The organism is Streptomyces sp. Edi2 (assembly GCF_040253635.1).
GTDB lineage: Bacteria > Actinomycetota > Actinomycetes > Streptomycetales > Streptomycetaceae > Streptomyces.
In genome coordinates, this window is record NZ_JBEJGX010000003.1 from 2,709,477 (window position 1) to 2,734,179 (window position 24,703).

Annotated in this window: 21 protein-coding genes and 2 pseudogenes; 9 read left to right on the forward strand and 14 right to left on the reverse strand. The window is 71.6% G+C overall.

Annotated elements, in window-relative coordinates:
* Window positions 1-107 precede the first annotated feature (107 nt).
* Window positions 108-1,511: a nitrilase-related carbon-nitrogen hydrolase gene (locus ABR737_RS15350; protein ID WP_350250741.1), complete on the forward strand. Its 1,404-nt coding sequence runs from the start codon at window positions 108-110 to the stop codon at window positions 1,509-1,511.
* 121 nt (window positions 1,512-1,632) lie between these two features.
* On the opposite strand, the gene ABR737_RS15355 is transcribed toward ABR737_RS15350, so the two are convergent.
* The 8 genes and pseudogenes from ABR737_RS15355 to ABR737_RS15390 all read right to left on the reverse strand — a co-directional run bounded on the left by ABR737_RS15355 (window position 1,633) and on the right by ABR737_RS15390 (window position 11,567).
* Window positions 1,633-2,913: a sensor histidine kinase gene (locus ABR737_RS15355; RefSeq protein WP_350250742.1), complete on the reverse strand. Its 1,281-nt coding sequence runs from the start codon at window positions 2,911-2,913 to the stop codon at window positions 1,633-1,635.
* 335 nt (window positions 2,914-3,248) lie between these two features.
* On the reverse strand, window positions 3,249-4,175 hold the full coding sequence (locus ABR737_RS15360; protein WP_350256792.1) for a ribokinase: 927 nt from the start codon (window positions 4,173-4,175) through the stop codon (window positions 3,249-3,251).
* A 58-nt stretch (window positions 4,176-4,233) separates the two neighbouring features.
* Window positions 4,234-6,143, reverse strand: a pseudogene (locus tag ABR737_RS15365) (ABC transporter permease/substrate-binding protein).
* 127 nt (window positions 6,144-6,270) lie between these two features.
* On the reverse strand, window positions 6,271-7,878 hold the full coding sequence (locus ABR737_RS15370; protein ID WP_350250743.1) for a sugar ABC transporter ATP-binding protein: 1,608 nt from the start codon (window positions 7,876-7,878) through the stop codon (window positions 6,271-6,273).
* 109 nt (window positions 7,879-7,987) lie between these two features.
* Window positions 7,988-8,989 carry a LacI family DNA-binding transcriptional regulator gene (locus ABR737_RS15375; RefSeq protein ID WP_350250744.1) on the reverse strand — a complete coding sequence of 334 codons (1,002 nt, stop codon included), beginning with the start codon at window positions 8,987-8,989 and terminating at the stop codon, window positions 7,988-7,990.
* A gap of 268 nt (window positions 8,990-9,257) precedes the next feature.
* Window positions 9,258-9,383, reverse strand: a complete 126-nt coding sequence (locus ABR737_RS15380) for a hypothetical protein (RefSeq protein ID WP_018088072.1) — start codon at window positions 9,381-9,383, stop codon at window positions 9,258-9,260.
* A 488-nt stretch (window positions 9,384-9,871) separates the two neighbouring features.
* Complete coding sequence (locus ABR737_RS15385) at window positions 9,872-10,300, reverse strand: organic hydroperoxide resistance protein (RefSeq protein WP_350250745.1); 429 nt, start codon at window positions 10,298-10,300, stop codon at window positions 9,872-9,874.
* A gap of 247 nt (window positions 10,301-10,547) precedes the next feature.
* A complete protein-coding gene (locus ABR737_RS15390; protein ID WP_129296564.1) occupies window positions 10,548-11,567 on the reverse strand; it encodes an NADP-dependent oxidoreductase in 1,020 nt (339 codons plus the stop codon).
* Between the two features lie 87 nt (window positions 11,568-11,654).
* Here ABR737_RS15390 and ABR737_RS15395 point away from each other — a divergent pair, with 87 nt between their 5' ends.
* Window positions 11,655-12,086, forward strand: a complete 432-nt coding sequence (locus ABR737_RS15395; protein WP_350250746.1) for a MarR family winged helix-turn-helix transcriptional regulator — start codon at window positions 11,655-11,657, stop codon at window positions 12,084-12,086.
* A 135-nt stretch (window positions 12,087-12,221) separates the two neighbouring features.
* Window positions 12,222-12,674 carry a hypothetical protein gene (locus ABR737_RS15400; protein ID WP_350250747.1) on the forward strand — a complete coding sequence of 151 codons (453 nt, stop codon included), beginning with the start codon at window positions 12,222-12,224 and terminating at the stop codon, window positions 12,672-12,674.
* 77 nt (window positions 12,675-12,751) lie between these two features.
* Here the strand turns inward: ABR737_RS15400 and ABR737_RS15405 are convergent, their stop codons facing one another.
* Entirely contained in the window at window positions 12,752-14,434 is a 1,683-nt protein-coding gene (locus ABR737_RS15405; RefSeq protein WP_350250748.1) for an MFS transporter, read from the reverse strand.
* Window positions 14,435-14,616: 182 nt separating this feature from the next.
* Between ABR737_RS15405 and ABR737_RS15410 the strand changes: the two genes are divergently transcribed.
* The 3 genes from ABR737_RS15410 (at window position 14,617) to ABR737_RS15420 (ending at window position 17,653) form a co-directional block, all read left to right on the forward strand.
* A complete protein-coding gene (locus ABR737_RS15410) occupies window positions 14,617-15,678 on the forward strand; it encodes a TetR/AcrR family transcriptional regulator C-terminal domain-containing protein (protein ID WP_350250749.1) in 1,062 nt (353 codons plus the stop codon).
* 130 nt (window positions 15,679-15,808) lie between these two features.
* Window positions 15,809-16,468: a hypothetical protein gene (locus ABR737_RS15415; protein WP_350250750.1), complete on the forward strand. Its 660-nt coding sequence runs from the start codon at window positions 15,809-15,811 to the stop codon at window positions 16,466-16,468.
* Between the two features lie 153 nt (window positions 16,469-16,621).
* Window positions 16,622-17,653 (forward strand): rod shape-determining protein, encoded by a 1,032-nt coding sequence (locus ABR737_RS15420; protein ID WP_350250751.1) that lies wholly within the window; start codon window positions 16,622-16,624, stop codon window positions 17,651-17,653.
* Window positions 17,654-17,907: 254 nt separating this feature from the next.
* Here the strand turns inward: ABR737_RS15420 and ABR737_RS15425 are convergent, their stop codons facing one another.
* The 3 genes from ABR737_RS15425 to ABR737_RS15435 all read right to left on the reverse strand — a co-directional run bounded on the left by ABR737_RS15425 (window position 17,908) and on the right by ABR737_RS15435 (window position 19,624).
* Complete coding sequence (locus ABR737_RS15425) at window positions 17,908-18,504, reverse strand: histidine phosphatase family protein (RefSeq protein ID WP_350250752.1); 597 nt, start codon at window positions 18,502-18,504, stop codon at window positions 17,908-17,910.
* The gene (gene trxA, locus ABR737_RS15430; RefSeq protein WP_350250753.1) at window positions 18,501-18,911 is read right to left on the reverse strand and encodes a thioredoxin; all 411 of its coding nucleotides are present in this window, start codon (window positions 18,909-18,911) and stop codon (window positions 18,501-18,503) included. Before trxA ends, ABR737_RS15425 begins: the two co-directional genes overlap by 4 nt.
* Window positions 18,912-19,261: 350 nt before the next feature.
* On the reverse strand, window positions 19,262-19,624 hold the full coding sequence (locus ABR737_RS15435) for a cupin domain-containing protein (protein ID WP_350250754.1): 363 nt from the start codon (window positions 19,622-19,624) through the stop codon (window positions 19,262-19,264).
* 323 nt (window positions 19,625-19,947) lie between these two features.
* On the opposite strand from ABR737_RS15435, the gene ABR737_RS15440 reads away from it, so the two are divergent.
* Entirely contained in the window at window positions 19,948-20,823 is an 876-nt protein-coding gene (locus ABR737_RS15440) for a glycosyltransferase family 2 protein (protein WP_350250755.1), read from the forward strand.
* Window positions 20,824-20,940: 117 nt separating this feature from the next.
* Here ABR737_RS15440 and ABR737_RS15445 read toward each other — a convergent pair whose 3' ends face one another.
* Window positions 20,941-21,891 carry a DUF5996 family protein gene (locus tag ABR737_RS15445; RefSeq protein ID WP_350256793.1) on the reverse strand — a complete coding sequence of 317 codons (951 nt, stop codon included), beginning with the start codon at window positions 21,889-21,891 and terminating at the stop codon, window positions 20,941-20,943.
* A gap of 180 nt (window positions 21,892-22,071) precedes the next feature.
* Window positions 22,072-22,557: pseudogene (locus tag ABR737_RS15450) on the reverse strand (SDR family NAD(P)-dependent oxidoreductase); the annotation flags it as partial.
* Between the two features lie 111 nt (window positions 22,558-22,668).
* On the opposite strand from ABR737_RS15450, the gene ABR737_RS15455 reads away from it, so the two are divergent.
* Window positions 22,669-23,529, forward strand: a complete 861-nt coding sequence (locus tag ABR737_RS15455; RefSeq protein WP_350250756.1) for a helix-turn-helix transcriptional regulator — start codon at window positions 22,669-22,671, stop codon at window positions 23,527-23,529.
* A 320-nt stretch (window positions 23,530-23,849) separates the two neighbouring features.
* Window positions 23,850-24,275: an SRPBCC family protein gene (locus ABR737_RS15460; protein ID WP_350250757.1), complete on the forward strand. Its 426-nt coding sequence runs from the start codon at window positions 23,850-23,852 to the stop codon at window positions 24,273-24,275.
* Window positions 24,276-24,703: the final 428 nt, after the last annotated feature.

Sequence of the window (24,703 nt, forward strand, 5' to 3'; positions counted from 1 at the left end):
CCGGTTTCCCGGTTTCCCGGTTTCCCGGCTTCCCTGCTCCCTCGCCCCCGGCTCCCCGGCTCCCTCGCCCGGGCCCGGCACCGGCCGAACCCGGGCATCATGAGCGAATGATCATTGCTGCCGCACAATTCCTCCCGGTACCGGGCGATATCGAGGCCAATGCCGCGCGGATGGCCGCGCTCCTCACCGAGGCCGCCGCACGCGGCGCGGGTCTGGTGGTGTTCTCCGAACTCGCGCTGACGCACTACGACCGGGACCTGATAGCCGCCGATCCGGCAGGGATGACGGTCACGGGGGACGATGCCCGGCTGGCCCCGATACGCGAGGCGTGCCGGGCGACGGGGGTCGCGGCGGTGGTGAACGCGGCGGGCCGTGCCGCTGACGGGGCCCGCCCGACGATCTCCTCGTTCGTCCTCGGACCGGACGGTGCGCTGATCACCCGTTACGACAAGGTCCATCTGTTCGGGGGCGAAGGAGAGGGCGAGTGCGCCCTCTTCGCGCCGGGCACCGCCGACGGCCGCTTCACCCTGGGCGGGATCCGGTTCGCGCTCGCCACCTGCTTCGACAACAGCTTTCCCGAGGTACCGGCGCGGGCCGCGGCGGACGGCTGCGGGGTGTACCTCGCCAGCTCCTTCCACGACTCGGCGCAGCGGGTGGCGCAGTACGGGCAGCTGGCGCGCGAGCACGGGCTGCAGGTGCTGCTCGCCAACGGCACGGGGGCCGGGAGCTCCGGCTCGGGATGTGGCCTGAGCGGCGCCTGGCTGCCGTCCGGCGAGCAGGTGGCGAAGGCAGCCGGGTGGAACGTGCCGGTGCCGGGTGACGGTGCGGAGCTGGTGCTGAGCGATGCCCGCGACCGGATCACGCTGATGGCCGACCCGGCGGTGGCCGCGGTCCCCGTCCAGGACTGCGACGAGCCGCTGCTGGACGTGCGGACCGCGGCGCCCGGGCTGCTGGTGGCCACCGACAGCCAGGACGCGGAGGGCGACTTCGCACGGCTGCGCGCGGGGGTGCTGCAACGGCTGCTGGCGGCACAGGAGACGCTGCCGGACGGGCTGCGGCTGCAGATCGTCGAGGGCTACCGGCCGCCGGCGCTGCAGCGCCGCTACTTCGAGGGGTACGCGGACAGACTGCGCGCCGCGCACCCCGACTGGGATGCCGGGCGCATCCACCGGGCCGCCAGCCGCTTTGTGTCGCCGCCCGAGATCTCACCGCACAGCGCCGGCGGCGCGGTGGACCTCACCCTCGTCACCGCGGAAGGCGAAGAAGTCGACATGGGGACACCGATCGATGCCTCTCCCGAGGAGAGCAACGGCGCCTGCTACACGGGGGCGCCGGATCTGACGCCCGCCGCCCGCGCCCACCGGCGGGTGCTGAACTCCGCGCTGCACGCCGCCGGGCTGGTCAACTACCCGACCGAGTGGTGGCACTGGTCCTACGGTGACCGCTACTGGGCACTGGCGACCGGCGCGGACCATGCGCTGTACGGACCGCGGGAACCGGCCGAGCGGTAGCGGGGCGAGCGGTATCGGCCGCCCCGCATCACGGCCCGGCCCATCCCGTACCGGGCCCCGGTCCCGTACCGTCCGGTCCCGGCCCCTCCCCTTTCCCGTCCCGCCCCGTCCCGTCCCGCATCTACAGCGGCAGCACCACGCGCATCATCAGGCCGCCGTTCTCGCGGGGCTGGGCCGTGATGGTGCCGTCGTGCGCCCGCACCACCGAGCGCACGATGGACAGCCCCAGCCCGACCCCCTTGTCGCTACCGGTGCGCTCGGTACGCAACCGCCGGAACGGCTCGAAAAGGTTCTCCACCTCATAGGCAGGCACCACCGGACCCGTATTGGACACCACCAGCACCGCACACCCCGGCTGCGACTCGGTGGTCACCTCCACCCAGCCCCCCTCCGGCACGTTGTAGCGCACCGCGTTCTGCACCAGATTCAACGCAATCCGCTCCAGAAGCACCCCGTTGCCCTGCACGAACACCTGCCCGCGCACCCCCCGCAACTCCACCCCCTTGCCCTGCGCCTCCTCACGGCTCTGCTCCACCGCCTGCGAAGCCACCTCCGACAAGTCGACCGGCTTCTTGTCCACGACCTTGTTCTCACTACGCGCCAGCAGCAACAGCCCCTCCACCAACTGCTCACTGCGCTCATTGGTCGCCAGCAGCGTCTTGCCCAGCTGCGCCAGCTCCGGCGACGCCCCCGGATCCGCCAGCTGCACCTCCAGCAACGTCCGGTTGATCGCCAACGGCGTCCGCAACTCGTGCGAAGCATTCGACACGAACCGCCGCTGCGACTCGAACGCCCGGTCCAACCGGTCCAGCATCTCGTCAAAGGTGTCCGCAAGCTCCTTCAGCTCGTCATCCGGACCCCCCAGCTCAATCCGCCGGTGCAGATCCGAACCCGCCACCCGCTGAGCCGTCCGCGTAATCCGACCCAACGGCGACAACACCCGCCCCGCCATCGCATAACCGAAAGCGAACGCCACCACCGTCAGACCCAGCAACGCCAGCACGGAGCTGTTCAGGAAGGTGTGCAGGGCCTGTTCACGCTGGTTGCGGAGGCAGCGGCCGATCGCCGAGTTGATCTCGTCGAGCGAGGCGACCGACGGCAGGTCGGGGCAGCTGATGTTGCCCAGCCTGACGTTGCTGCCGAACACCCTGAACTCCGGGGTGCCCTCCTTGAGGGTCCGGGCCGCCAGAAAGTAGATGATGACGAGCAGCACGACCCCCGCCATCAGGAACATGCCGCCGTAGAGCAGGGCGAGCCGTATCCGGATGGTCGGCCGCAGCCACGGCGCAGGACGGTGGTCCGCCGGCCGGGGAGCCCGGGTGGGCCGCGGAGGTACGGCCACCGGCGCGGACGGCGGGGATGAAGAGGACGGAGAGGACGGGGTGGAGACGGTCACGGTCATCAGCCCCGGAAACCCGGCGACGCGGGCACGGCGACCGAGACCGGGACGGGGGTTAGGCGCACTGCTGGTCCTTCCTCAGATCCCGTAAGGCACACGACAGTTGCCCCACAGCACCCATCCTGCCCAAAGGACCCATAAACCGGCAGTAAGCAACGGATCGCCGCCCGGCGCAGCGCTCCCCGGCCGGCGCTCGGCCGGACCAGCGCTCCCGGTCCAGCCCTCTCCTGCCTCCCGCCCCTGCCTCCCGCCCCTGTATGCCGGCCTGCCCCGTCCGGCTGCCTGGCCATGCGACTCCGGGCCCCATCCCCGCGCCGGCTCGGGCGCCGGCACGCGTCTCAGCCCTGCGCCGCCTCCGGCGCCAGCACCTCCAGCTCGGCCCGGGTGGGATAGGACGGCTGGGCGCCCGGCTTGGTGACGGCCGCGGCGCCCACCCGTACGGCGAAGCGCGCCGCCTCGGGCAGCGATTCGCCGCGGGCCAGGCGGGTGGCGAGGGCGCCCGTGAAGGCGTCGCCGGCCCCGGTGGTGTCCACGGCCTTGACCCGTACGCCCGGGACCTCGGTGGCCCCCGAGGCGTCCAGGACCAGCGCGCCGTCGCCGCCGAGGGTGACCACGACGGAGCGAGCGCCCCGCTCGCGCAGCGCCTGCGCCCACGCGGCGGGCGTGCCGTCGGCGAGCCCGGAGAGCTGCCGCGCCTCGTGCTCGTTGACCACCAACGGGTCGGCTGTCGCGAGGAGTTCGGGGGCCAGCGCGGCCGCCTCGGGTGCCGGGGAGGGGTTGAGGACGACGCGGGTGCCGGCCTGCTCGGCGGCCGCGGCGGCGGCGCGTACGGATTCCATGGGGATCTCCAGCTGGAGGGAGACCACCGAGGCGGCGGCGATGGTGTCCTTCGCCGCCGCCACGTCCTGCGGGGTGAGGGCGGCGTTGGCGCCGGGCGAGACCACGATGCTGTTGTCGCCGTCCGGGTCGACGAGGATCATGGCGGTGCCGGTGCGGGCCGCGTCGTCCACGATCACCGGGCTGACGTCGGTGCCCGCGTCGCGCTGGGCGCCGAGCAGCAGTTCGCCGTAGGCATCGCCGCCGACCCGCGCCAGCAGCGCGGTGCGTCCGCCGATCCGGGCCGCCGCGGCCGCCTGGTTGGCGCCCTTGCCGCCGGCCGACTCGACCAGATCCGTGCCGGTCACGGTCTCGCCCGCGCCGGGCCGGCGCTCGACCCGTACCGTCAGATCCGCGTTGGCCGAGCCGACCACCAGGACGTCATACATGCGCCGCTCTCCCATTTCTCTCCTCCGTCGTGGCCCGGCGACCCGCCGGGCCGCACTCTCAGCCGTCGAACTTCGCGGCGTTCTTCGCCGTCACCAGCACCACCGGCACTCTGACCGACTGCGGCAGCTTCTCACCACGGGAGGCCTTGAGCGCCCAGTCCACGGCCTGCTTGCCCAGGAGCTCCGGCTGCTGGGCGACGGTGGCGGTCAGCGTGCCCTTGCGGACCGCGGTGACGCCGTCCGGTGTGCCGTCGAACGCCACCACCTTCACGTCCTTGCCCGAGCGGCCGCCCAGCGCCTTGGACGCGCCCAGCGCCATCTCGTCATTGGCGGCGAACACCCCGCCGATGTCGCGGTGCGCCTGCAGCATGTTGGTCATCACGTCCATGCCCTTGGTGCGGTCGAAGTCCGCGGGCTGCCGGGCGACGACCTGGATGCCGGGGTATTTCTTGATGCCTTCCTCGAAGCCCTGGCCGCGCTCGCGGGCGGCGGAGGTGCCGGCCTGGCCCTCCAGGAAGGCCACCTTGCCCTTGCCGCCGAGCGAATCGGCCAGCGTCTTCGCGGCGAGCCGGCCGCCCGCGACGTTGTCGGAGGCGATGGTCGAGCCGACCTTGCCGCCGTTGACGCCGCGGTCGATGGAGATCACCGGCACCTTCGCCCGGTTGGCGACGCCGACGGCCGGGACGGCGGCGTCGGAGTCGACCGGGTTGATGATGGCCGCCTTGACGTTCTGGCTGGTGAACGTCTCCATCTGGTTGATCTGCTGGGTGGGGTCGTTCTGCGCGTCGGTGATGTTGAGGTGCAGGTGGCGGGCGTCCGCCTCGGCCTGGGCGCCCTTCTTGATGCCGACGAAGAACGGGTTGTTCATCGTCGACAGCGCCAGGCCCAGGTCGGTGTTGCCGCCGCGGTCGCAGCCGGCCAGCCCCAGGGCGACGGTCGCGGCCAGCCCGGCCGCCAGCGGCATCCTGAGCCAGGCGGTCCGGCGTGCTGTCCCGTGTGCAGTGGCGCGTACGGCCGCGGGTGCGGTCTTGCGGCCGGTCCTCCGGGCGCCGCGCCGGTCGTCTTTCGGGGCGTTCGTCGGGGCGTTCACGGGAGCCTTCATCGCGCGCTCCGGCGGCGCAGCGTGTCCAGGAGCACCGCCAGCGCGATGACCAGACCGGTGGCCACCTGCTGCCAGAACGCCGAAACGCTCAGCAGGTTCAGCCCGTTGCGCAGGACGGCGAGGATCAGCGCGCCGATGAGGGTGCCGGAGGCCTTGCCGGAGCCGCCGGAGAGGCTGGCCCCGCCGATGACGACGGCGGCGATCGCGTCCAGCTCGTAGCCGGTGGCGGCCTGCGGCTGGGCGGAGGTGAGCCGGGCCGCGAGCACGATGCCGGCGACCGCGGCGAACAGCCCGGACAGCGCGTAGATGACGAGCTTGCGGCGCTTGACGTGGATGCCGGAGAGCCGGGCCGCCTCCTCGTTGCCGCCGATCGCGAACATCGCCCGGCCGGTGTACGTACGGGCCAGGACCAGCGCGGCGATCAGCCCCATGGCGATCATGACGAGGACGGGCACCGGCAGCCAGCCGCCGAGGGTGTCGCCGAGCGCGCCGACCGAGCCGGGGAAGGGGATCGGGGAGCCGCCGGAGATGACCAGGGCCAGACCGCGGCCGATCGAGAGCATCGCCAGCGTGGCGATGAAGGCGGGCAGTTTGCCGTAGGCGACCAGCGCGCCGGAGACCAGACCGGCCCCCGCGCCGACCGCCAGGCCGAGCAGTACCGCCATCCAGACGGGCAGGCCCTCGCCCGTGGCCGCCCAGGCGACGACGGTGGCGGAGAGCCCGGCGACCGAGCCGACGGACAGATCGATACCGGCCGAGACGATCACGAAGGTGACGCCGAAGGCGAGGATCGCGGTGACCGACGCCTGGACGCCGACGTTGAGGAGGTTCTGGCCGTTGAGGAAGTCCCTGGACAGCACCGCCATCACCACGACCAGGGCGATCAGCCCGCCGAGCGGGCCGTTCCTGAGGACCGCCCGGGAGAACCACGCTCCCGCGCCGTCCCGGTCCGGTGCCCGGCCCACCGCCTCGGCGGCGGCTCCCTTCTTCAGCTCAGTGGACATCGGAGCCCTCCATCGCGCTCTCGTCGTGGTGCTTCGTGCTCGTTTTCGTGGTCGTGCTCGTGCCGTGCGGGGACTGGAGCGCCAGCTCCATCACGGCGTCCTGGGTGGCCTCTTCGGCCGAGAGCTCTCCGGCCAGCCGGCCCTGCGACATCACCAGCACCCGGTCGCTCATACCGAGCACCTCGGGCAGGTCGCTGGAGATCATCAGCACCGCGCGGCCGGACGCGGTCAGTTCGTTGATGAGCTGGTAGATCTCGACCTTGGCGCCGACGTCGATACCGCGCGTCGGCTCGTCGAGGATCAGCAGCCTGGTGTCCGCCAGCAGCCACTTGCCGATGACGATCTTCTGCTGGTTGCCGCCCGAGAGGGTGCGGGCGCTCTGCCCCAGCCCGCTCATCCGGACCTTCAACTGCCCGGCGACGGTGGCCGCTTCGCGCCGCTGCGCGCCCCGGTCCACCAGCCCGCCGCGGGTGTCACGGTCGAGGCGGGCGAGGGTGAGGTTGTCCTGGAGGGAGGCGTCCATGACCAGGCCCTGGCCCTTGCGGTCCTCCGGCACGAGGCCGAGCCCGGCGCGCATGGCGGCACGGACATCGCCGCGGGCCAGCTCCTTGCCGTCGATCTCGACCGTCCCTGCGTCGTAGCGGTCGACGCCGAAGACCGCCCGGGCCACCTCGGTGCGGCCCGCGCCGACCAGCCCGGCGAGACCCACGACCTCGCCGGCCCGCACCTCGAAGTCGATGCCCTCGAAGACCGGCCCGGCCACGGTGCCGTTGCGGGTCAGACCGCGGACGCGCAGCAGGGGCGCGCCCGGCGTCTCGGGACGCTGCCGCGGATACTGCTCGGCGATGTCCCGGCCCACCATGAGGCGGATCAGCTCGTCCTCGTCCGTCGAGGCCGGCACCTCCTCGACGGAGCGGCCGTCGCGCAGGACGGTGACGCGGTCGCCGAGGGCGCCGATCTCGTCCAGGTGGTGGGTGATGAAGATGATTCCGACGCCGGAGTCGCGCAGCTCGCGGACGATCGCGAAGAGGGTTTCGACCTCCTCGGAGGTCAGGACCGCGGTCGGCTCGTCCATGATCAGGACGCGCGCTTCCAGGCTGAGCGCCTTGGCGATCTCGACCATCTGGAGGCGGGCGATGCCCAGTTCGGCGACCGGGGTGTTCGGGGAGACGTCGAGCCGTACGCGCCGCAGCAGCTCGGCGGCCCGTGCCCGCATCGTCTTCCGGTCGACCAGGCCGAGCGCGGTGCGCGGCTGGCGGCCCAGGAAGATGTTCTCGGCGACGGTCAGCCCGGGGACGAGGTTGAACTCCTGGTAGATGGTGGCGATGCCGTGCCGTTCGGCGTCCTGCGCCGAGCGGATGGTGACCTCGTCGCCGTCCACGAGGATGCGGCCCTCGTCGGGGCGGTGGGCGCCGGAGAGCATCTTGATGAGGGTGCTCTTGCCCGCGCCGTTCTCGCCGAGCAGGACATGCACCTCACCGGTGCGCAGGGTCAGGTCCACGCCGTCCAGCGCGCGGACGCCGGGGAACGACTTCGTCACCCCCTCCACGCGCAGCAGTTCGCGGCCGCCCGGTTCGTCGTCGTTGACGCCGGTCATGCGCTGCCCCTCTCTTCCTCGGGTGGGTTGTGCGGAACTGACTCGGTTGGCCCGCCCGGCCGGGGGAGCCGGGACCGGAGTGCCGGTCCCGGGCGCCGGGCGGGCCTGCTCAGGGGGCGGGCAGTTCGCCGCAGGAGCGGCGGGTGACCAGCCGGGCGGGCAGCAGCACCGAGTCGGCGGGCCGCCCCTCGATGCGCTCCAGCAGGGTGTGGACTGCGGCCCGCCCGAGTCCGCGGGTGGGCTGGGCGATGGCGGTCAGCGGCGGATCGGTGTGGGTGAACCACGGCACGTCGTCATAGACCACCAGCGCCACATCGTCGGGGACCCGCAGCCCGCGGGCGCGGAGTTCGTCCATCGCGCCGAGCGCCATCAGGTTGTCGGTGGCCAGCACCGCGTCCGGCGGTTCGGGGAGGTCGAGGAAGGCGCTCATCACCTGCCGGCCGCCGGTGTGCTGGAGGTCGGGGGTGGCGCCGACCCGCTCGTCGGGCAGGGCGATGCCGTGCCCGGCCAGCGCCGCACGGAAGAGATCCAGGCGCTCGTCGCCGGTGGGGGTGCCGGCCGGGGCGACGATGATCGCCGGGCGGCGGCGGCCGAGGGCGGCGAGGTGGGCGGCGAGCTCGGTGAGCGCGGCGCGGCCGTCGGCGCGTACGCAGGGGGCGTCGATGCCGGGCACGGTGCGGTCCAGCAGCACCAGCGGGGTGCCGGAGGCGACGACCTCGCTGAGCATCGCCGAGCCGGTGCCGGCCGAGCTGACCAGCAGGCCGTCGATCCGGCGGTCGAGCAGGGTGCGGATGTAGTCGTCCTGCTGCGCGGGGCGCTCGCCGGCGTTGCCGATCACCAGGCTGTAGCCGAGGCTGCGGGCCTCGTCCTCGACGGCGTCGGCCAGCTCGGTGAAGAAGGGGTTGGTGAGGTCGCTGATGATCAGACCGAGCGCGCCGGTCCGTGCGGTGCGCAGCGCGCGGGCGACGTTGTTGGGGCGGTAGCCCAGCTCCTGTACGGCGGCGAGCACCCGCTCGCGGGTCTCCGCGACCGGGCTGTGGCCGTTGAGGACGCGGGAGACCGTGGCGACGGAGACCCCTGCCCGTTCTGCCACATCCTTGATGTTCGCCATGGCGCCGTTGCCGTTCTGTCCGTGCGAGCGCTTCCGGTGCGGGAGCGGCTTCGCATGATCGATGTGTAATCGATTTCGTGAGGGATTCGCGGGGGCTACGAAATCGATTACACGGGGCGCGCGTCAAGACACCGTGAATGTTGGCTACGTCACATCACGACGCGGTGGGAGGGTGCGGGACCTGTCGAGCCCGGGCACTCCCCCGTTGGCTGTCCCGCCTCGACGACGGGCACCGGCCGTGTCCGGACCCACGGGGCCCCTCCGGCAACTACCGGGCGAACTGCCCCACACACGCGACGATCGCCACCAGCAGGCCCAGCACCCCGATGACCACCTGCCATCTGTCAGACGGCGCCCACCGGTCGCTCTCCTGCTCCGTGTCCTGATCGTCCATCGCTCCTCCTCGCTCCTCCGGACAGGCCCCGGAGACCAGGGCCCCCACCGGCCGGCCGCCGGCGGAGCTGTGGGGAGGAACGTGGTGAAGCCCCGCCAGAATAGCGCGAGTTGACGCCACGCCGTCGGAAACCGGCAGACACACCAGGGGCCGCACCCCGCTCACGGGATACGGCCCCTGGCTTCACTTCTCCTGGCTTACGTTTCCGGTACCGGCGGGCGTCCGGTGTCCGCTACCGGCGGGCCTCCGGTGTCCGTGACCTCCGGGGCCACAGCCTCTGGTGTCCCGCGGCCTCTGGTGTCCCGCGGCCTCTGGCGCTCACGGGCCTCCGGCGCCTGTGACCTTCGGCGTCCGCGGGCTTCCGTCGTCCGCGAACTCCGGTGCCCGCGGGCCTCCGGCACCCACGGCCTTCGGTGTCCGCGAACTCTGGTGCCCACGGGCCATTGGTGCCCGCGGGCCCCTGGCGTCCGCGACCTCCGGGGCCGGGGTCAGACGACGGTCAGCGTGACCTCGATGTTGCCGCGGGTGGCGCGGGAGTACGGGCACACCTGGTGCGCCTTCTCCACCAGGTCGCGGGCGGTGGCCGCGTCGGCGTTCGGGATCGCGGCGGAGATCTCGACCGTGAGGCCGAAGCCGCCGTCCGCGGCCTTGCCGATGCCGACCTTGGCGGTCACCCGGGAGCCGGAGATATCGACGTTCTCCCGGCGGGCGACGACGCCGAGCGCGCCCTGGAAGCAGGCGCTGTAGCCGGCCGCGAACAGCTGCTCGGGGTTGGTGCCGGCGCCGCTGCCGCCCTGCTCCTTGGGCGGGTTGACGATTACGTCGAGCTTGCCGTCATCGCTGGCGACGCGGCCGTCACGGCCGTTCTCAGCGGTGGCGACGGCGGTGTAGACGACATCGACGGACTGGATGGACATACCGAATCCTCCTGTGGTTCGCCGCGACTCGCGCCCACGGATCGCGACGGCGTGCCGCCGAGCCTAACGGGCGGGGCAAGGGGGCGGGGGTGAGGCGGGCGGGGCGAGTCGGAGGTGGGCAGCCCTCGGGCTTCCCCTCTCCCCCCGCCCCACCCCACCTCTCCCCTGCCCCCAGGCCGCCGCGAGTCGCCGCCGCGTCGCCGTCGTATCGCCGCCGCGAGCCGTCGTCAGTTGCCGTCAACCGCCGTCAGCTGTCGAGGCTCACGATCATCTTTCCGGTGTTCTCGCCGCGCAGCAGGCCCAGGAACGCCTCGACGCCGTTCTCGATGCCGGCCACCTTGGTCTCGCTGTACTTGAGCTCGCCGGAACGGATCCAGGCGGAGACCTCCTCGACGAACTGCGGCTGCAGCGCGGCGTGGTCGCTGACCAGCAGGCCCTGCAGGCGCAGCCGCTTGCCGATCACCATCGCGAGGTTGCGCGGGGCGGGGCTCGGCTCCGTGGCGTTGTACATCGAGATCATGCCGCAGATGGCGGCGCGGCCGTGGACGTTGAGGGAGCTGATGGCCGCTTCGAGGTGGTCGCCGCCGACGTTGTCGAAGTAGACGTCGATGCCGTCCGGCGCGGCCTCCTTGAGCTGCTTGGCAACATCGCCGTTCTTGTAGTTGAAGGCGGCGTCGAAGCCGTACTCCTCGACCAGGAGCTTGACCTTGTCGTCGGACCCGGCCGAGCCGATGACGCGGGAGGCGCCCTTGAGCTTGGCGATCTGGCCGACCTCGCTGCCCACCGCACCGGCCGCGCCGGACACGAAGACGGCGTCGCCCTCCTTGAAGGACGCGACCTCCAGCAGGCCCGCGTAGGCAGTCAGGCCCGGCATGCCCAGCACGCCGAGGTAGGCGGTGAGCGGAGCCAGCGACGGGTCCACCTTGGCGGCGCGCTTCGCGTCCAGCACCGCGTACTCACGCCAGCCGAGGCCGTGCAGCACATGGTCGCCGACGGCGAGGGAGTCGTCGCGCGAGGCGATGACCTCGCCGACCGCGCCGCCGTCCATCGGCTGGTCGAGCTGGAAGGGCGGGACGTAGGACTTCACGTCGTTCATCCGGCCGCGCATGTACGGGTCGACGGAGAAGTGCTGCGTACGGACGAGGATCTGGCCCTCGCCGAGCTCGGGCACCGCGGCCTCGCGCAGTGCGAAGTCCTCCGGAGTGGGCCAGCCGTGGGGGCGGGCGACGAGGTGCCATTCGCGGCCGGTCGTGGGCAGTGCGGACATAGCGCGATCCTCCAAAAGCTTCAGGTACTGAAACAACCATGCTCCTCGATATTTCATGTTGTCAAGTAAATGGGTATCCTCGTGTGCATGACCCCCCGCGCAGACTCCCTGACCGTCGAGGTCGTCGACCTCATCGGTACCGTCGTCGCCCGCTACTACGAGGAGTACGAGCTCGCCGCGGCCGAGCACTCCCTCACCGGCGCCCAGGCCAGGGTGCTCAGCCTGCTCAGCCTCGAACCGCTGCCCATGCGCAAGGTCGCGGAGCGCCTGAAGTGCGAGCCGTCGAACGTCACCGGCATCGTGGACCGCCTGGAGTCCCGCGGCCTGGTCGAGCGCCGCCCCGATCCGTCCGACCGCCGCGTCAAGCTCGCCGCCCCCACCGACGAGGGCGCGCGCACGGCCGAGGCGCTGCGTACCTCGCTCCACTTCGCCCGCGAACCCCTCGGCCGACTGACGGTCGCCGAGCGGACACTGCTGAAGGAACTGCTCCAGCGCATGCTGGGCGTCGCGCCCGAGTGAACCGGCACGGCCCCGGGGGGCGACGGTCGCCTCGGGCGTTAGCGAGGCGTTAGCCGGACGGCGATAGATCATCAACGGCGGATGGCAGTCTTGCTTCACGAACCCGAAGCGCTACCTGGAGAGAACGAAAAGACCATGTCGCACACCACGCTCCACCTCGCCCGCAAGGCCGCCGCCGCCATGGTGATCACTGTCGCCGCATTCGGGCTCACCGCCTGCCAGGACGGAGGCACCGACGCCTCCTCGTCCACCGCCTCCACCCAGGCCACCCAGTCCCCCTCCCCCAAGGCCAAGACCGCCCGGAACTCCGCCGGCGACGCGTCGAAGAGCACCCCCGCGAAGTCCGGGACGAAGTGCACCGACCAGATCAACTACGCCGGCGACTCCCGCTCCAACGCCGAAATCAACACCATCGGCGAGGACACCGGGCACTGCCCGGCACCGGAGAAGAGCGACAAGCCGAAGGGCACCCCCAAGAAGCCCGGAACCAGCTGCACCGACCAGATCAACTACGCCGGCGACACCCGCTCCAACGCCGAAATCAACACCATCGGCGAGAAGACCGGATATTGCCCGCCGGTCAAGTGAGCCGGTGGCCCAGGACTTGTCCGGTCGAAGATGTCCGTAGCCAGTCGATGAGGTCCGTAGCCAGACGGTGAGGGCAGTCAGGACGCAGGCGCACCGGCCGCATCCACTCCCGCCTCTGGCTCTGCCACTGCCCCCTCGCCTCCCCCTGCCCCTGCCCCTCCCCCTGCCCCTTCCTCGACTGCCGCGCCCTGCTGCGCACCGGCCACTCCGGAAGCGTCCGGCTCCCCCGTAACTCCCGCCGTCCGCAGCCCCCGCAGCAGCGTCAGCGCCAGCACCGCGGCAACGACCATGACGCCCGCCGCCCCCAGCACCGCCGTCCGCAGCCCGTCGGTGAACGCCGCCCGGGCCGCGGTCAGCAGCATCTCCCCGGCCCGGCCGGGGAGTTGAGCGGCCACCGCCACGGCGCCCGCCAGCGTCTCCCGTGCCGCGTCCGACGCGTCCGCCGAAAGGCCCGAGGGCAGCGCGTCACCGATGTCACCGCGGTAGATCGCGCTCCCGATGCTGCCCAGGACCGCCATACCCAGCGCACCGCCCAGTTCGGTGCCGGACTCCAGTACGGCCGAGGCGGAGCCCGCCCGCTCGGGCGGCGCGAGGCCGATGGCCAGTTCGTTGCCGAGCGACATCACCACCACCAGGCCCGAGGCGTAGACCGCCGATCCGGTCAGGACGCACCACAGGGCCGAGCCCGGCTCCAGCCACGACAGCCAGACGAAGCCGCCGGCCGCGATGCCGCACCCCAGGGCGAGGACATAGGCCCGGTCCATCCGCTGGGCGAGCGCGGTGGCGGCCGGCGCCATCCCGCCCACCGCGAGTGTCGGCAGCAGATTCCACAGCGCCGCCTCCATGGGGCTCATGCCCCGTACGGACTGCAGGTACTGGGTGAAGAACACCGCGCAGCCGACGATCGAGAACATCGCCAGCAGGTTCATCAGTACCGAGACGCTGAACCCGCGGTGCCGGAAGAGCTCCAGATCGAGCATCGGATGACGGGCGGTGCGCTGACGGTGCACGAAGGCCACGGCGGCCATCAGGCCGGTCACGAGGGCGAGGACGGGCAGCGCCGCCAGGCCGTCGCGGGCGATCTCCTTGACGCCGTAGACCACCGGCAGCATGGCGAGCAGGGAGAGCAGCGAGCCGGGCAGATCGAAGCGCCCGGCCGCCGGGTTCTTGGACTCCGGCAGCAGCAGCGGCCCGCAGGCCAGCAGCAGCACCATCGCCGGGGCGTTGACCAGGAACACCGAGCCCCACCAGAAGTGCTCCAGCAGCGCCCCGCTGAGCACCGGGCCGACCGCGATGCCGCCGGTCACCGCGGCCGACCAGATGGCGACCGCCTTGCCGCGCTGCTTGGCGTCGTGGAAGAGGTTGCGGATCAGCGCGAGGGTGGACGGCATCAGGGTCGCACCGCCGATGCCGAGCAACGCCCGTGCGGCGATGAGCATTTCGGCGCTGCGCGCGTAGGCGGCGACCCCGGAGGCGAGCCCGAAGAGGAGAGCGCCGGACAGCAGCAGCTTGCGGCGGCCGATGCGGTCGCCCAGCGCGCCCATGGTGATCAGCAGGCCGGCCAGGACGAACCCGTAGACGTCGAGGATCCACAGTTGCTGGACGCTGCTGGGCTTCAGCTCCGCGGTGAGGAACGGCACCGCGAAGTAGAGCACCGAGACGTCCATCGAGACGAGGAGGCAGGGCAGCAGGAGGACGCCCAGGGCGGTCCACTCCCGGCGGCCGGCCACCGGCTTGGGTGTGTACGGAGTAAACGACATGGGTGACACCGTAAGCAGGTTGCACTTACGGTGCAAACAGTAGGCCTGCAAAGGGAATTGGTGATGCATCACACTAGTGCACCGGCCCTAGTGCAACACCTTGATGGGGTGCGCGCTTTCCCCCTTCACGCCCCGCAGGACTACCCTTGAAGGCCCTGGTGCACTAGTACGGAGGTCCCCTCGTGGAGCAGTCGCCCCCACCCCCCTACCGCAAGATCGCCGACGCGATCCGGCGCCGTGTCGCCACCGGCGAGCTGGCGCCGGGCGACCGGGTGCCCTCGACCCGGCGGATCACCCAGGAGTGGGGGGTGGCGATGGCGACCGCCACCAAGGTGCTGACGACGCTGCGTCAGGAAGGGCTCGTACGGGTCGTACCGGGGGTGGGCACGGTCGTGGCCGAGCCGCAGCGGACCGTCCGCGGCGGCGGGCCCGCTCGGGAGCGGCGGCTGCGTGAGACGGACAGCGGGCTGAGCCGCGAGAGCGTCGTACGGGCCGGGATCAAGGTCGCCGATGCCGAGGGGCTGCGGGCGCTGTCGATGCGCCGGATCGCCGCCGAGTTCGGGGTGTCCTCGATGGCGCTCTACCGTCATGTGGCCGGCAAGGACGAGCTGGTGCTGTTGATGGCGGACGCCGCGTTCCTCGACATCGAGCTGCCCGAACCGGCGCCGGACGGCTGGCGCGCACGGATGGAGGCGGGCGCCCGGCTGCAGTGGGAGCTCTACCGGCGGCACCCCTGGCTGGCGCAGTACCTGTCGATCACCCGGCCGCAGCCGATGCCGCGGGCGATGGCACTGATCGAGTGGACCATGGCGCGGGTCCGGGGGATGGACCCGGTGACGCTGATCCACATGGCGCTGACGCTGCTGGGCTTCGTGCTGTCCACCGCCGCCGGCTTCGAGGACGACCTGGAGGCCGAGCAGGAGACCGGCATGGACCAGGAGCAGTGGATGGCCACGATGGAGCCGACGTTCGAGGGGATCCTCACCTCGGGCTCCTACCCCATGTACGCGGGGGTCTCGGCGATCGGTGAGGACGTGGTGAATCAGGACTCGCTCTTCGAGTTCGGGCTGGCCCGTCTGCTCGATGGCATGGAAACACTCGTGGGGCGGCCGGGGCCCGGGGGCGGGACCGGTGATGGCGGTGACAGCGGCGGGGTCGGTGACGCGAGTGAGGGCGGCGGGGTCGGTGATGGCGGCGCGGCAGGCGGGGTCGGTGACGCTGGTGATGGCGCCGAGGCCGGCTGAGCGCCCCGCCCGACTGCCGGCCCCGGGTCCCCGGTCCTCGGTCCCCGGGTCCCCGTCCCCGGCCCGCGCTCCCCGGTCCTTCAGCCCTCCCCCCAACCCCGCATCCCGCTCCGTCCACGACCATGTCCTCATGAACGGCACCGCTGACACCGACCCGCCCGCCGGCTCCGGAACCCCGTCCGGTCTGCCGGGGCCGGTCGCCTTCCAGCTCGTCCTGCTGCGCCGGATGGCCGACCACCACCCCGGCCTGGTCGAGGACGCCCTGCGCACCCTGCGGGCCTCCCGCGCCGATATGCGCGAGGCCAACCGCCGCTGGCAGGCACGGATGTATGCCCCGCGGGCGCGCGGCGGCGTCCAGCCGTATCGTGCGCTGCTCGGCACCCCCGAAAGCGTCACCACCCGCCGTATCGGCGACCTGACCTGCGAGGCCCTGGCCTGGGCCGTTCCGCTCTGGCCCGATCTGCGCTTCGAGGTCCTGACCGGCACCCGGGGCGCCGTCTGGAACGCCTGGCTCGTCCGGGCACCCGGCGCCAGGGCCCCTGACCTGCGGACGACCGAGGACCTGACGCCCTGGTCGTGCACGGTCGACGAGGTCGCCCGCGCCTTCGCCCCGGCCCGTCCGAGGGAGGGCAGCGCCCCCACCCGCTGGCAGCTGGCCTGCACCGCCCCCGGTCCCGACGGCACCCCCCGGGACATCGTCGCGGAATTCACCTGGGGGCTGTACCAGCGGCTGACCGGTTCGGCCCCCGCCACACCGGCCGACGGCCGCGACCTCACTCCTTCGCCCTAACCGCCCCCGATCCGTCCCCTGCCCCTCCCCCGAGCGGACCTTTCCAGCGGGCGGGCGGCCGCGCACGACCGGAGGATGGCGCACGAGCGGTCCCTGCGCACAGGCCCGCACGAGCGCTTTCGTCCATACCGGCCCGTCGGGGAGGAATCATCCATGACCATCAGCCTCGCCCAATTGCGGCGGTGCTCGGCCGCCGTCGACCTCGGAGCGGCCCGGACCAGGGTGTATGTGAAGAACCAGGGGCTGGTCGTCGATGAACCGACCGTCGCCGCCATCAACACCCGTACCGGGGCACTGCTGGCCGTGGGCGCCCAGGCCGAGGTGATGGACGGGCGTACCCCCGACTACATCCGGGTGGTGCGCCCGGTCTCCAACGGCACCATCGTCGACATCGACATGGCCCAGCGGCTGCTGCGCACCCTGGTCGGCGAGCGGCTGCGCAAGACCTGGCGGCGCCGCCCCTCGACGCGGGCCGCGGTCTGCCTCCCGTACGGCAGCGAGCCGCTGGCCCAGCGGGCGGCCGTGGAGACGCTGACGGGGCTGGGGGCGCGGCGGGTGGAGCTGGTCGACACCCTGGTCGCCGCCGCGGTGGGCTCCGGGCTGCCGGTGGAGCAGCCGGAGGCGACCATGATCGTGGTGTGTGGTGCGGGAACCACGCAGGTCGCGGTGCTTTCGCTCGGTTCGATCGTGGCGGCGGAGAACGTTCCGGTGGGCGGCAACGCCATCGACCACGCGGTGATCCAGCACCTGCGACTGCACCACGAGCTGATGCTGGCGGGCCAGGCGGTACGTCCGCTGCAGCTGATCCTCTCCGGCGGCGACGGCCTGACCCCCGGCTCCACCGAGGTGCACGGCCGGGATGTGGTCAGCGGGATGGCGCGCTCCGTGCACGTCGACACCGAGCGGGTACGGGACGCCATCACCACCCCGCTGACCGCGATCCTCGACGGCATCGGGTCGGTGCTGCGCCGCTGCCCGCCGGATCTGGTGGCCGACCTCGGGGAGCGCGGCATCGTGCTCGCGGGCGGCAGCGCGCTGATCCCCGGACTGGAGCCGATGATCCATCAGGCCACGACCATGCCGGTGCACACCGCGGACCGCCCCGATATCTGTGCCGTCATGGGGCTCGGCGCCATGATCGAGGGGAAGGTGCAGCCCCTGCACCTCGATCCGATGGACCCGTAAGGGCGCGGGGGCCGCTCAGGCTGCCCAACCCCCCAGGCACTACAGGGCCAGGCCATGCAGGTCCGGGCCGGGCAGGGCCGGCTCGGCACCACGCACTTCAGGTCCAGGCCTCGCAGGCCCCGGGCGCTACCGACTCCGGCCGCTACAGACTCCAGGCACCACCAGGTCCAGGCCTCGGAGACCCCGGGCGCTACCGACTCCGGCCGCTACAGACTCCAGGCACCACCAGGTCCAGGCCTCGGAGACCCCGGCCGCTACAGATTCCGGGCGTTCCACGCGACCACGGCGGGGCGGTCGTGCTCCGTGCCCAGGACGCCCACCGCCCCGGTCTCGAACGTGAACAGCCCGCCGGCGCCGGGCGGCAGCCCGAGCCTGCGGGCGGCCAGCACCCGCAGGAAGTGGGCGTGCGCCACCAGCGCCACGTCCCCCTCATCGGCTGCCAGCTGCGGCACGATCCGCGCCAGCACCCGGTCGGCACGCGCCCCGACCTGCTCCGGCGACTCCCCGGGGTGCCCGTCGGGCCCCTCGGGGACACCGTCGGAGAACAGATACCAGCCGGGCCGGCTGCGGTGGATCTCGGCGGTGGCGATGCCCTCGTAGCCGCCGTAATCCCATTCCCGCAGGTCGGCGTCGGTCTGCGGGCGGGCGAGGCCCGCCAGCTCGGCGGTGCGCAGCGCCCGCTTCATCGGGCTGGCGTACACCTGCCCGATCTTCCGGTCCGACAGCAGCGGCCGCAGTGCGCGGGCCTGCTCCTCGCCGACCGCGGTCAGCGGCAGATCGGTCCAGCTGGTGTGCCTGCCGTCCCGACTCCACTCGGTCTCGCCGTGCCGGACCAGAAGGAGGTCGCTCACGAGCCCTGCGCCTGCTGCTCCTGCTCGGCGCCCTCGGCCTGCTCGCTCTGCTGGGCCTCGGTGACCGAGGCGCGGACCTCGTCCATGTCCAGTGCGCGGGCCTGGCCGATGACGTCCTCCAGAGCCTCAGCGGGCAGCGCGCCCGGCTGGGCGAAGACCGCGATGTTCTCGCGGACGATCATCACGGTCGGGATGGACTGGATCTGCAGGGCCTGGGCCAGCTCGGGCTGCGCCTCCGTGTCGACCTTGGCGAAGACGAGGTCGTCATGCGTCTCGGACGACTTCTCGAAGACCGGGCCGAACTGCTTGCACGGCCCGCACCACTCGGCCCAGAAGTCGATGAGGACGAAATCGTTGCCGGAGACGATTTCGTCGAAGTTTTCCTTGGTGAGCTCGATGGTGCTCATGCGTGTTTCCCTGCTTCCGGTCTGTCGACGATTGCCAGTCGGTCTCCGGCTGCGGTAACGGGCACAACCCGTGACGTATTCCGCACGCCGGACCGTCCCGCACCCCTGCCCACCGATCGCGTTCCTAGACATCGCAATTCACGTGGGAAACGCCACGCTCCCGCCGGGCTCCACGACGGCGGATCGCCACGCCGTTCACCGGCTCCACCACGGCGGATCGCCACACCGTTCACCGGCTCCACCACGGCGGATCGCCACACCGCCCACCGGGCTCCACCACTGCACCCCGGGGCGCCCCCGCACCCCTTGGACCTCCCCTTCCATCGCGCCCCGGGAAAACGCCCCTGGCTCTAGCTCTTCGGTTTGGCGTAGTCGGTCGCCATACCGCCCGCGAAGTCGTAAAGGATCACCTGTTCGTCCCCCACGACCCAGGCATCGTGACCGGGCGGGCAGACGAACACATCGCCCGGGCCCACCTCGGACTCCGCGCCGTCATTCATCCGCAGACGCATCCGGCCCTGGACCATGTAGCAGTTGTGGTGTACCTCGCAGCTCTCGGTCCCGACGATCGGCCCCACCGACTCCGTCCAGTGCCAGCCGGGCTCGAAGGTGGCCACGGCAAAGTCCAGTCCGGTGAGGTGCAGGGCTTCGAGGTGGCCCCGGGGAAAGTCGCGCCGTTCATCCGGCTTGTCGACCGTCTTGACTTCCATCATGAGGGCTTCCTCCATCCACCCCCCTGGTGATCTGGTCATCTCGCCGCCTGATCGCCCGGTCGCCTGACCACGTGGCCATCCGGGCACACCCCCCGATCCCTCCGGTCCTTCCATGGTGCGCCGCACCGGAGCGCCCGGCCACCGCGCCGGGCGGGCCCCACCGGACCTGGCGGACCTGGCGGACCACCGGGCCCGGCGGACCACCGGGAAGAGCCCCACCACGGCCATTCAACGGGATGTCGCCGGGGAGGTGCCGTAGCACGCAGTCGCCACCCCCGACGGCTAGCATCGCGAAAGGACCGCCAAGAACGGAGCATTCTTCTGTGCGTCATCTGCGCGTAGGCGTCGCCATCTTGACCATGGGAAACCGTCCCGCCGATCTACAGGCGCTGCTGGATTCGGTGGCCAAGCAGGATCTCCCGCCGGCCCACATCGTGGTCATCGGGAACGGCTCGCCGCTCCCCCCGCTGCCGCACGGCGCCGTGGGCATCGAGCTGAGCGACAACCTGGGAATCTCCGGCGGCCGGAACGTCGCCCTGGACGAGCTGCGCAAGCTCGGGGACCTCGACATCGTGGTCGATCTGGACGACGACGGCCTGCTGATCAGCCCGGATGTGTTCAGCCGGCTGGCGGAACTGCACACCAGCGACCCGAAGTTGGGGGTCGTGAGCTTCCGCGTCGCCGACGAGCGGGGCCGTACCCAGCGCCGGCACGTCCCGCGCCTGCGCGTCGGCGACCCGGCACGCGGCGGTCTGGTCACCACGTTCCTCGGCGGCGGGCACTCGCTGTCCGTCCCGATGCTGGACAGAATCGGCGGCTGGCCGGACGAGTTCTTCTACGCGCACGAAGAAACCGACCTGGCCTGGCGCGCCCTGGACGACGGCTGGCACATCCGCTACGCACCGGAACTGGTGCTCCAGCACCCGTACACCTCGCCCACCCGGCACGCCGTCTACCACCGCATGGTCGCCAGAAACCGCGTCTGGCTGGCCAAGCGGCACCTGCCTGCGCTCCTGGTGCCGCTCTACCTCGGCGTATGGGCCGCACTGACAGCCGTCCGCAGCCGCTCGGCGGCGGGCCTGCGCGCCTGGGCCGCGGGCTTCGCCGAGGGGGTACGGACCCCGTGCGGACGGCGGCGGCCGATGCGCTGGCGCACGGTCTGGCGCATGACGAGGCTGGGCCGGCCCCCGGTCATCTAAAGGGGCCCCTCCTGGCTCCCTTAAGGGGCCTCTCCAGGCTCCGGCTAGGGATCCCTTCCTGGCTCCATTAGGGGCCATCCCTCATTAGGAGCCACCCCCATCAGGGAGCCACCCCCATCAGGGGGCCATCCCCTCCCTCCGCAGATACGGGTCCGTCACCCCGCCCGGGCAGGCGAGCCGTTCACGGTCCCATCCGGCACGGCGGGCCCCGGCCTGATAGGCGCTCTCGTAGAAACCGAGCACCGCAGCACGGGGATCGGCCGCGGCACGGGCCTCGTCGTACGGCAACACCGCCAAGTGGCTGCCACCGCGCTCGGCCCACTGTGCCGCCGCGGGCTCCAGCGGCTCCTCGGCCAGGCCCGCGGGCTCCGGGGCGGTGTAGGAGTAGAACGCGGGCGCGGCGAACGAGTCGTCGCCGAACCAGAAGCCGAAGCTGATGACCTCCCGGGAGTACGCCTCCCGGGTCACCGGGTCGACCTGCCCGGGCTGGTCGATATGCCGGTCGGAGAACCGGGTGTGGGCGATGTCGAAGGTGTGCCAGAAGTGATGCACCGGGCTGACCTTCCCCGAATAGCCCGCGGCGAACTCCTCCAGCACCGACGCCACCTGGCTGAGCACCTGCCAGTAACGGGTGGCATGCCCGGCGTCGTACGTCGCATGCTCGGTGTCCTCGGCGAACGGCCGGCCGGCGTCGGGCAGGTCGAACGGCCGGGGGATGTCGGGCTCCACCCGGACGCCCAGCGCGGCCAGTGCCTCCATGACCCCTTCGTAAAAGGACGCCACGGACCGGCCGACAAGCGGAAAGGAGAACGACCGGCCGTCCAACGCCGCGACGACCAGCTGATGACCGACGAAATCAAAATCGACCGTGAACACCGGGTTACCGTCAACCTGCCCCATGGGCCGACTGGTGATTCCGCGCCCGGTGAGGTGGAACGGCACGTTCCACCAGTGATTGCGCCGCGGCCCGGCGGCCAGCCGGACCTTCCCCACGATCTGCGCGAAGCGATGCAACGTCTCTTTGGTGTCCCGCCACTCGGCGAACGGGATCGGCGGGAACAACTCCACCGTCATCACCTTCCCTTCCCGCCCCGCTCTCCTGACGGCCGGGCGGACCGGATGCCCATGATGGCCACGAGCCGGCGCAACGGCGTGCCGCCTCCCCGCAACACCCCTACCTGGACGCACCACAACCACCCGGCCAACCCACGACCGCGCTGTACCGGCATCTATCGGCGTCTATCGGCATCAGGCTCGCATGCCGCCGTCGACGCGGAGGACCGTACCGGTGACGTAGGAGGCACGGTCGCTGAGGAGCCAGGCGGCGGCCTGGGCGACCTCGTCCGGATCGGCGGCGCGGCGCAGCGGGGTTTGGGCGTTGAGCTGCGCGATGGTGCCCGGGGACTTCTCCTCCCAGTCCTGCAGCATCTCGGTGCTCGTCGTGCCGGGCGCGATGGCGTTGACCCGGATCCCCTCCGGGCCGTAGGTGACGGATGCCGACGCGGTGAGACTGTTGACCGCCCCCTTCGCCGCGCCGTACGCGGGCAGCTCGGGGTTGCCCATCAGACTGCCGACGCTGGAGGTGTTGACGATGGCGCCGCCCTTCGCCGTGGCGCGCATCGCGGCGATTTCGGCGGTCATGGCCAGCCACGCACCCTTGAGGTTGACGGCGCAGACGTGGTCGAAATCGGCCTCCGACAACTGGTCCATCGGGCCGGGCGGCTGGCCCGTCGCCTGATGAGATCGGTGTGTTGTCCATGCCGACGAGCCTGTGTCCGGCCGCCTCGCTCATCCAGGCCCCCGGAGTACCTGGCTGGGCATCTCGCCCCCGCGCACACTGGGCAGGTGAACCGACGAGTACGGCGAGAGCTGGGCGACTTCCTGCGCAGCCGGCGCGAGCGCATCACCCCCGCGGACGTGGGGCTGCCCGCCGGACCGCGCCGCCGCACCCCGGGTCTGCGTCGCGAGGAGGTGGCACAGCCGGCCTTCATCTCGACCGAGTACTACACGCGACTGGAACAGGCCCGCGCGCTCCACCCCTCCCGCGAAGTACTGGCCCAACTTGCCCGCGCACTACGCCTGTCGGACACCGAGCGCGACCACCTCCACCACCTCGCCGACGCCCCGCCCCTGCCTCCGCCGGGGCCTTCGCGTGAGGTACGGCAGAGCATCGTCGATCTGCTGCACCGGCTGCCGGGCGCCGCGGCGATCGTGATCTCGGCGACGTACGAGGTCATCGCCTGGAACGACCTGGCCGCCGCCCTGATGGAGGACTTCTCCGCCCTGTCGCGCCGGGACCGGAGCCTCCTCCGCCGCGCCTTCCTCGGCCCGCACCGGCACGGCCGGCGCCTGTACGGCGTCTCGGACGCGGACGCCTTCACCCGGACCTCGGCCCAGCACCTGCGCGCCGCCGCAGCGCGCTACCCCACCGACCCGGAGGTGACCGGCCTGGTCCAGGAACTCCTGGCCGACAGCGCCGAGTTCGCCCGCATCTGGGCAGCCCATGACATCACCGCCCGCCCCACCCCCTGCAAGACCTTCGCACACCCCCTCGTCGGCCCCGTCAGCGTCAACTGCGACGTCCTCGACATCACCGACCCCGACCAACAACTCCTCATCTACACCGCACCCCCCGGCACCCCCTCGGAAGAGGCCCTACGACTCCTGTCCGTCGTCGGCACACAGCGCATGGGGGTGCCCGGCTGACCTGTCGCCCTCCGCCGTGGGCGGACGTGACTCCAACCCGCGGCCGACGGATCATCCGCAAACAGGAGCATCAGGAGTGGGGGACGCCCCCCTTCAGAGCGACCGGTCCTGGGCCCACGAGCACGGCGATCCGCTACACCCCGACCGGGCCGGAGGCCGGCCGACGCTTCAACCGGCTTGTCGAGCTGCCTGGACTTCCTCCGGTCCGCCTGCACGACACGGTCGGTTCGAGTAGGGGCGGATCCGATACCGAGGCCCGGTCCAGGACGCCCTAGGATGACACCCCGCACTCAGAAACGAACACATTTTCGGGGATTGCCATGTGGGAGTTCGAGCACACCATCGAGGTCGCAGAAGTGACCCCGGTCCAGGTCTGGGCCCGCTACACCGACACCGCGACCTGGCATGAGTGGAACCCCGGCATCCTGCACGTGGCCCTTGACGGCCCCTTCGCCGCTGGAACGATCCGGACGACCACCTTCCTAGACCAGGCCCCGCTGCACTCCACCATCACCGAGGCCACCGAGAACAAAGGCTTCACCGAGGAGACAACGCTCCCTGGCGTGGCAACGGTGCGGTCCATCCACCGTCTGTCCCCCCGCCCCGGTGGCGGCACTTTGATCACGCACCGCATGGTGATGGACGGACCGACCGTCAGCCAGCCGGCCGAAGCCACTGAGGATCTCACCGAGAGCCTCCGCGAAGGGCTGAAGTGCCTGGCCAAGGCTCTCCAGCAAACCGGGTGACCGGACTCTGCCTCCCTTTACGAATCATGAAGCCGGTTCCCCACAAGCCGGTTCCCCCCAAGTCAGCTCTTCACGAGTCAGCTCTTCACGAGTCCGGGAAGCCCCACCGCGGCGAGACTTCGACCGCCTGCATCTACTCGGGTTCACGGTCCTGCCACGTTGAGGGCCATGCACAGTTGTCACCTGTTTGCCGTCAGCCCTCCCATAGAGGGCCCAGCGTCGGCGGAGACGGTCCCCGGCAGCCGGCCAATCCGGATCGGGCATCCCCCCACCACGGCGTCGGCCCGAACCCTGCAAGGTCAGTCGTAACGAACCGAGGGAGTGTTGCGACGTCAGCCAGGGGTTGCCGGCATTTCACGTGCCATCAGTACGACGCTGGATCGGCCCCCCAGGCCGCAAAGGCGTCCGCGGACCGCTGTCGCCTCGCT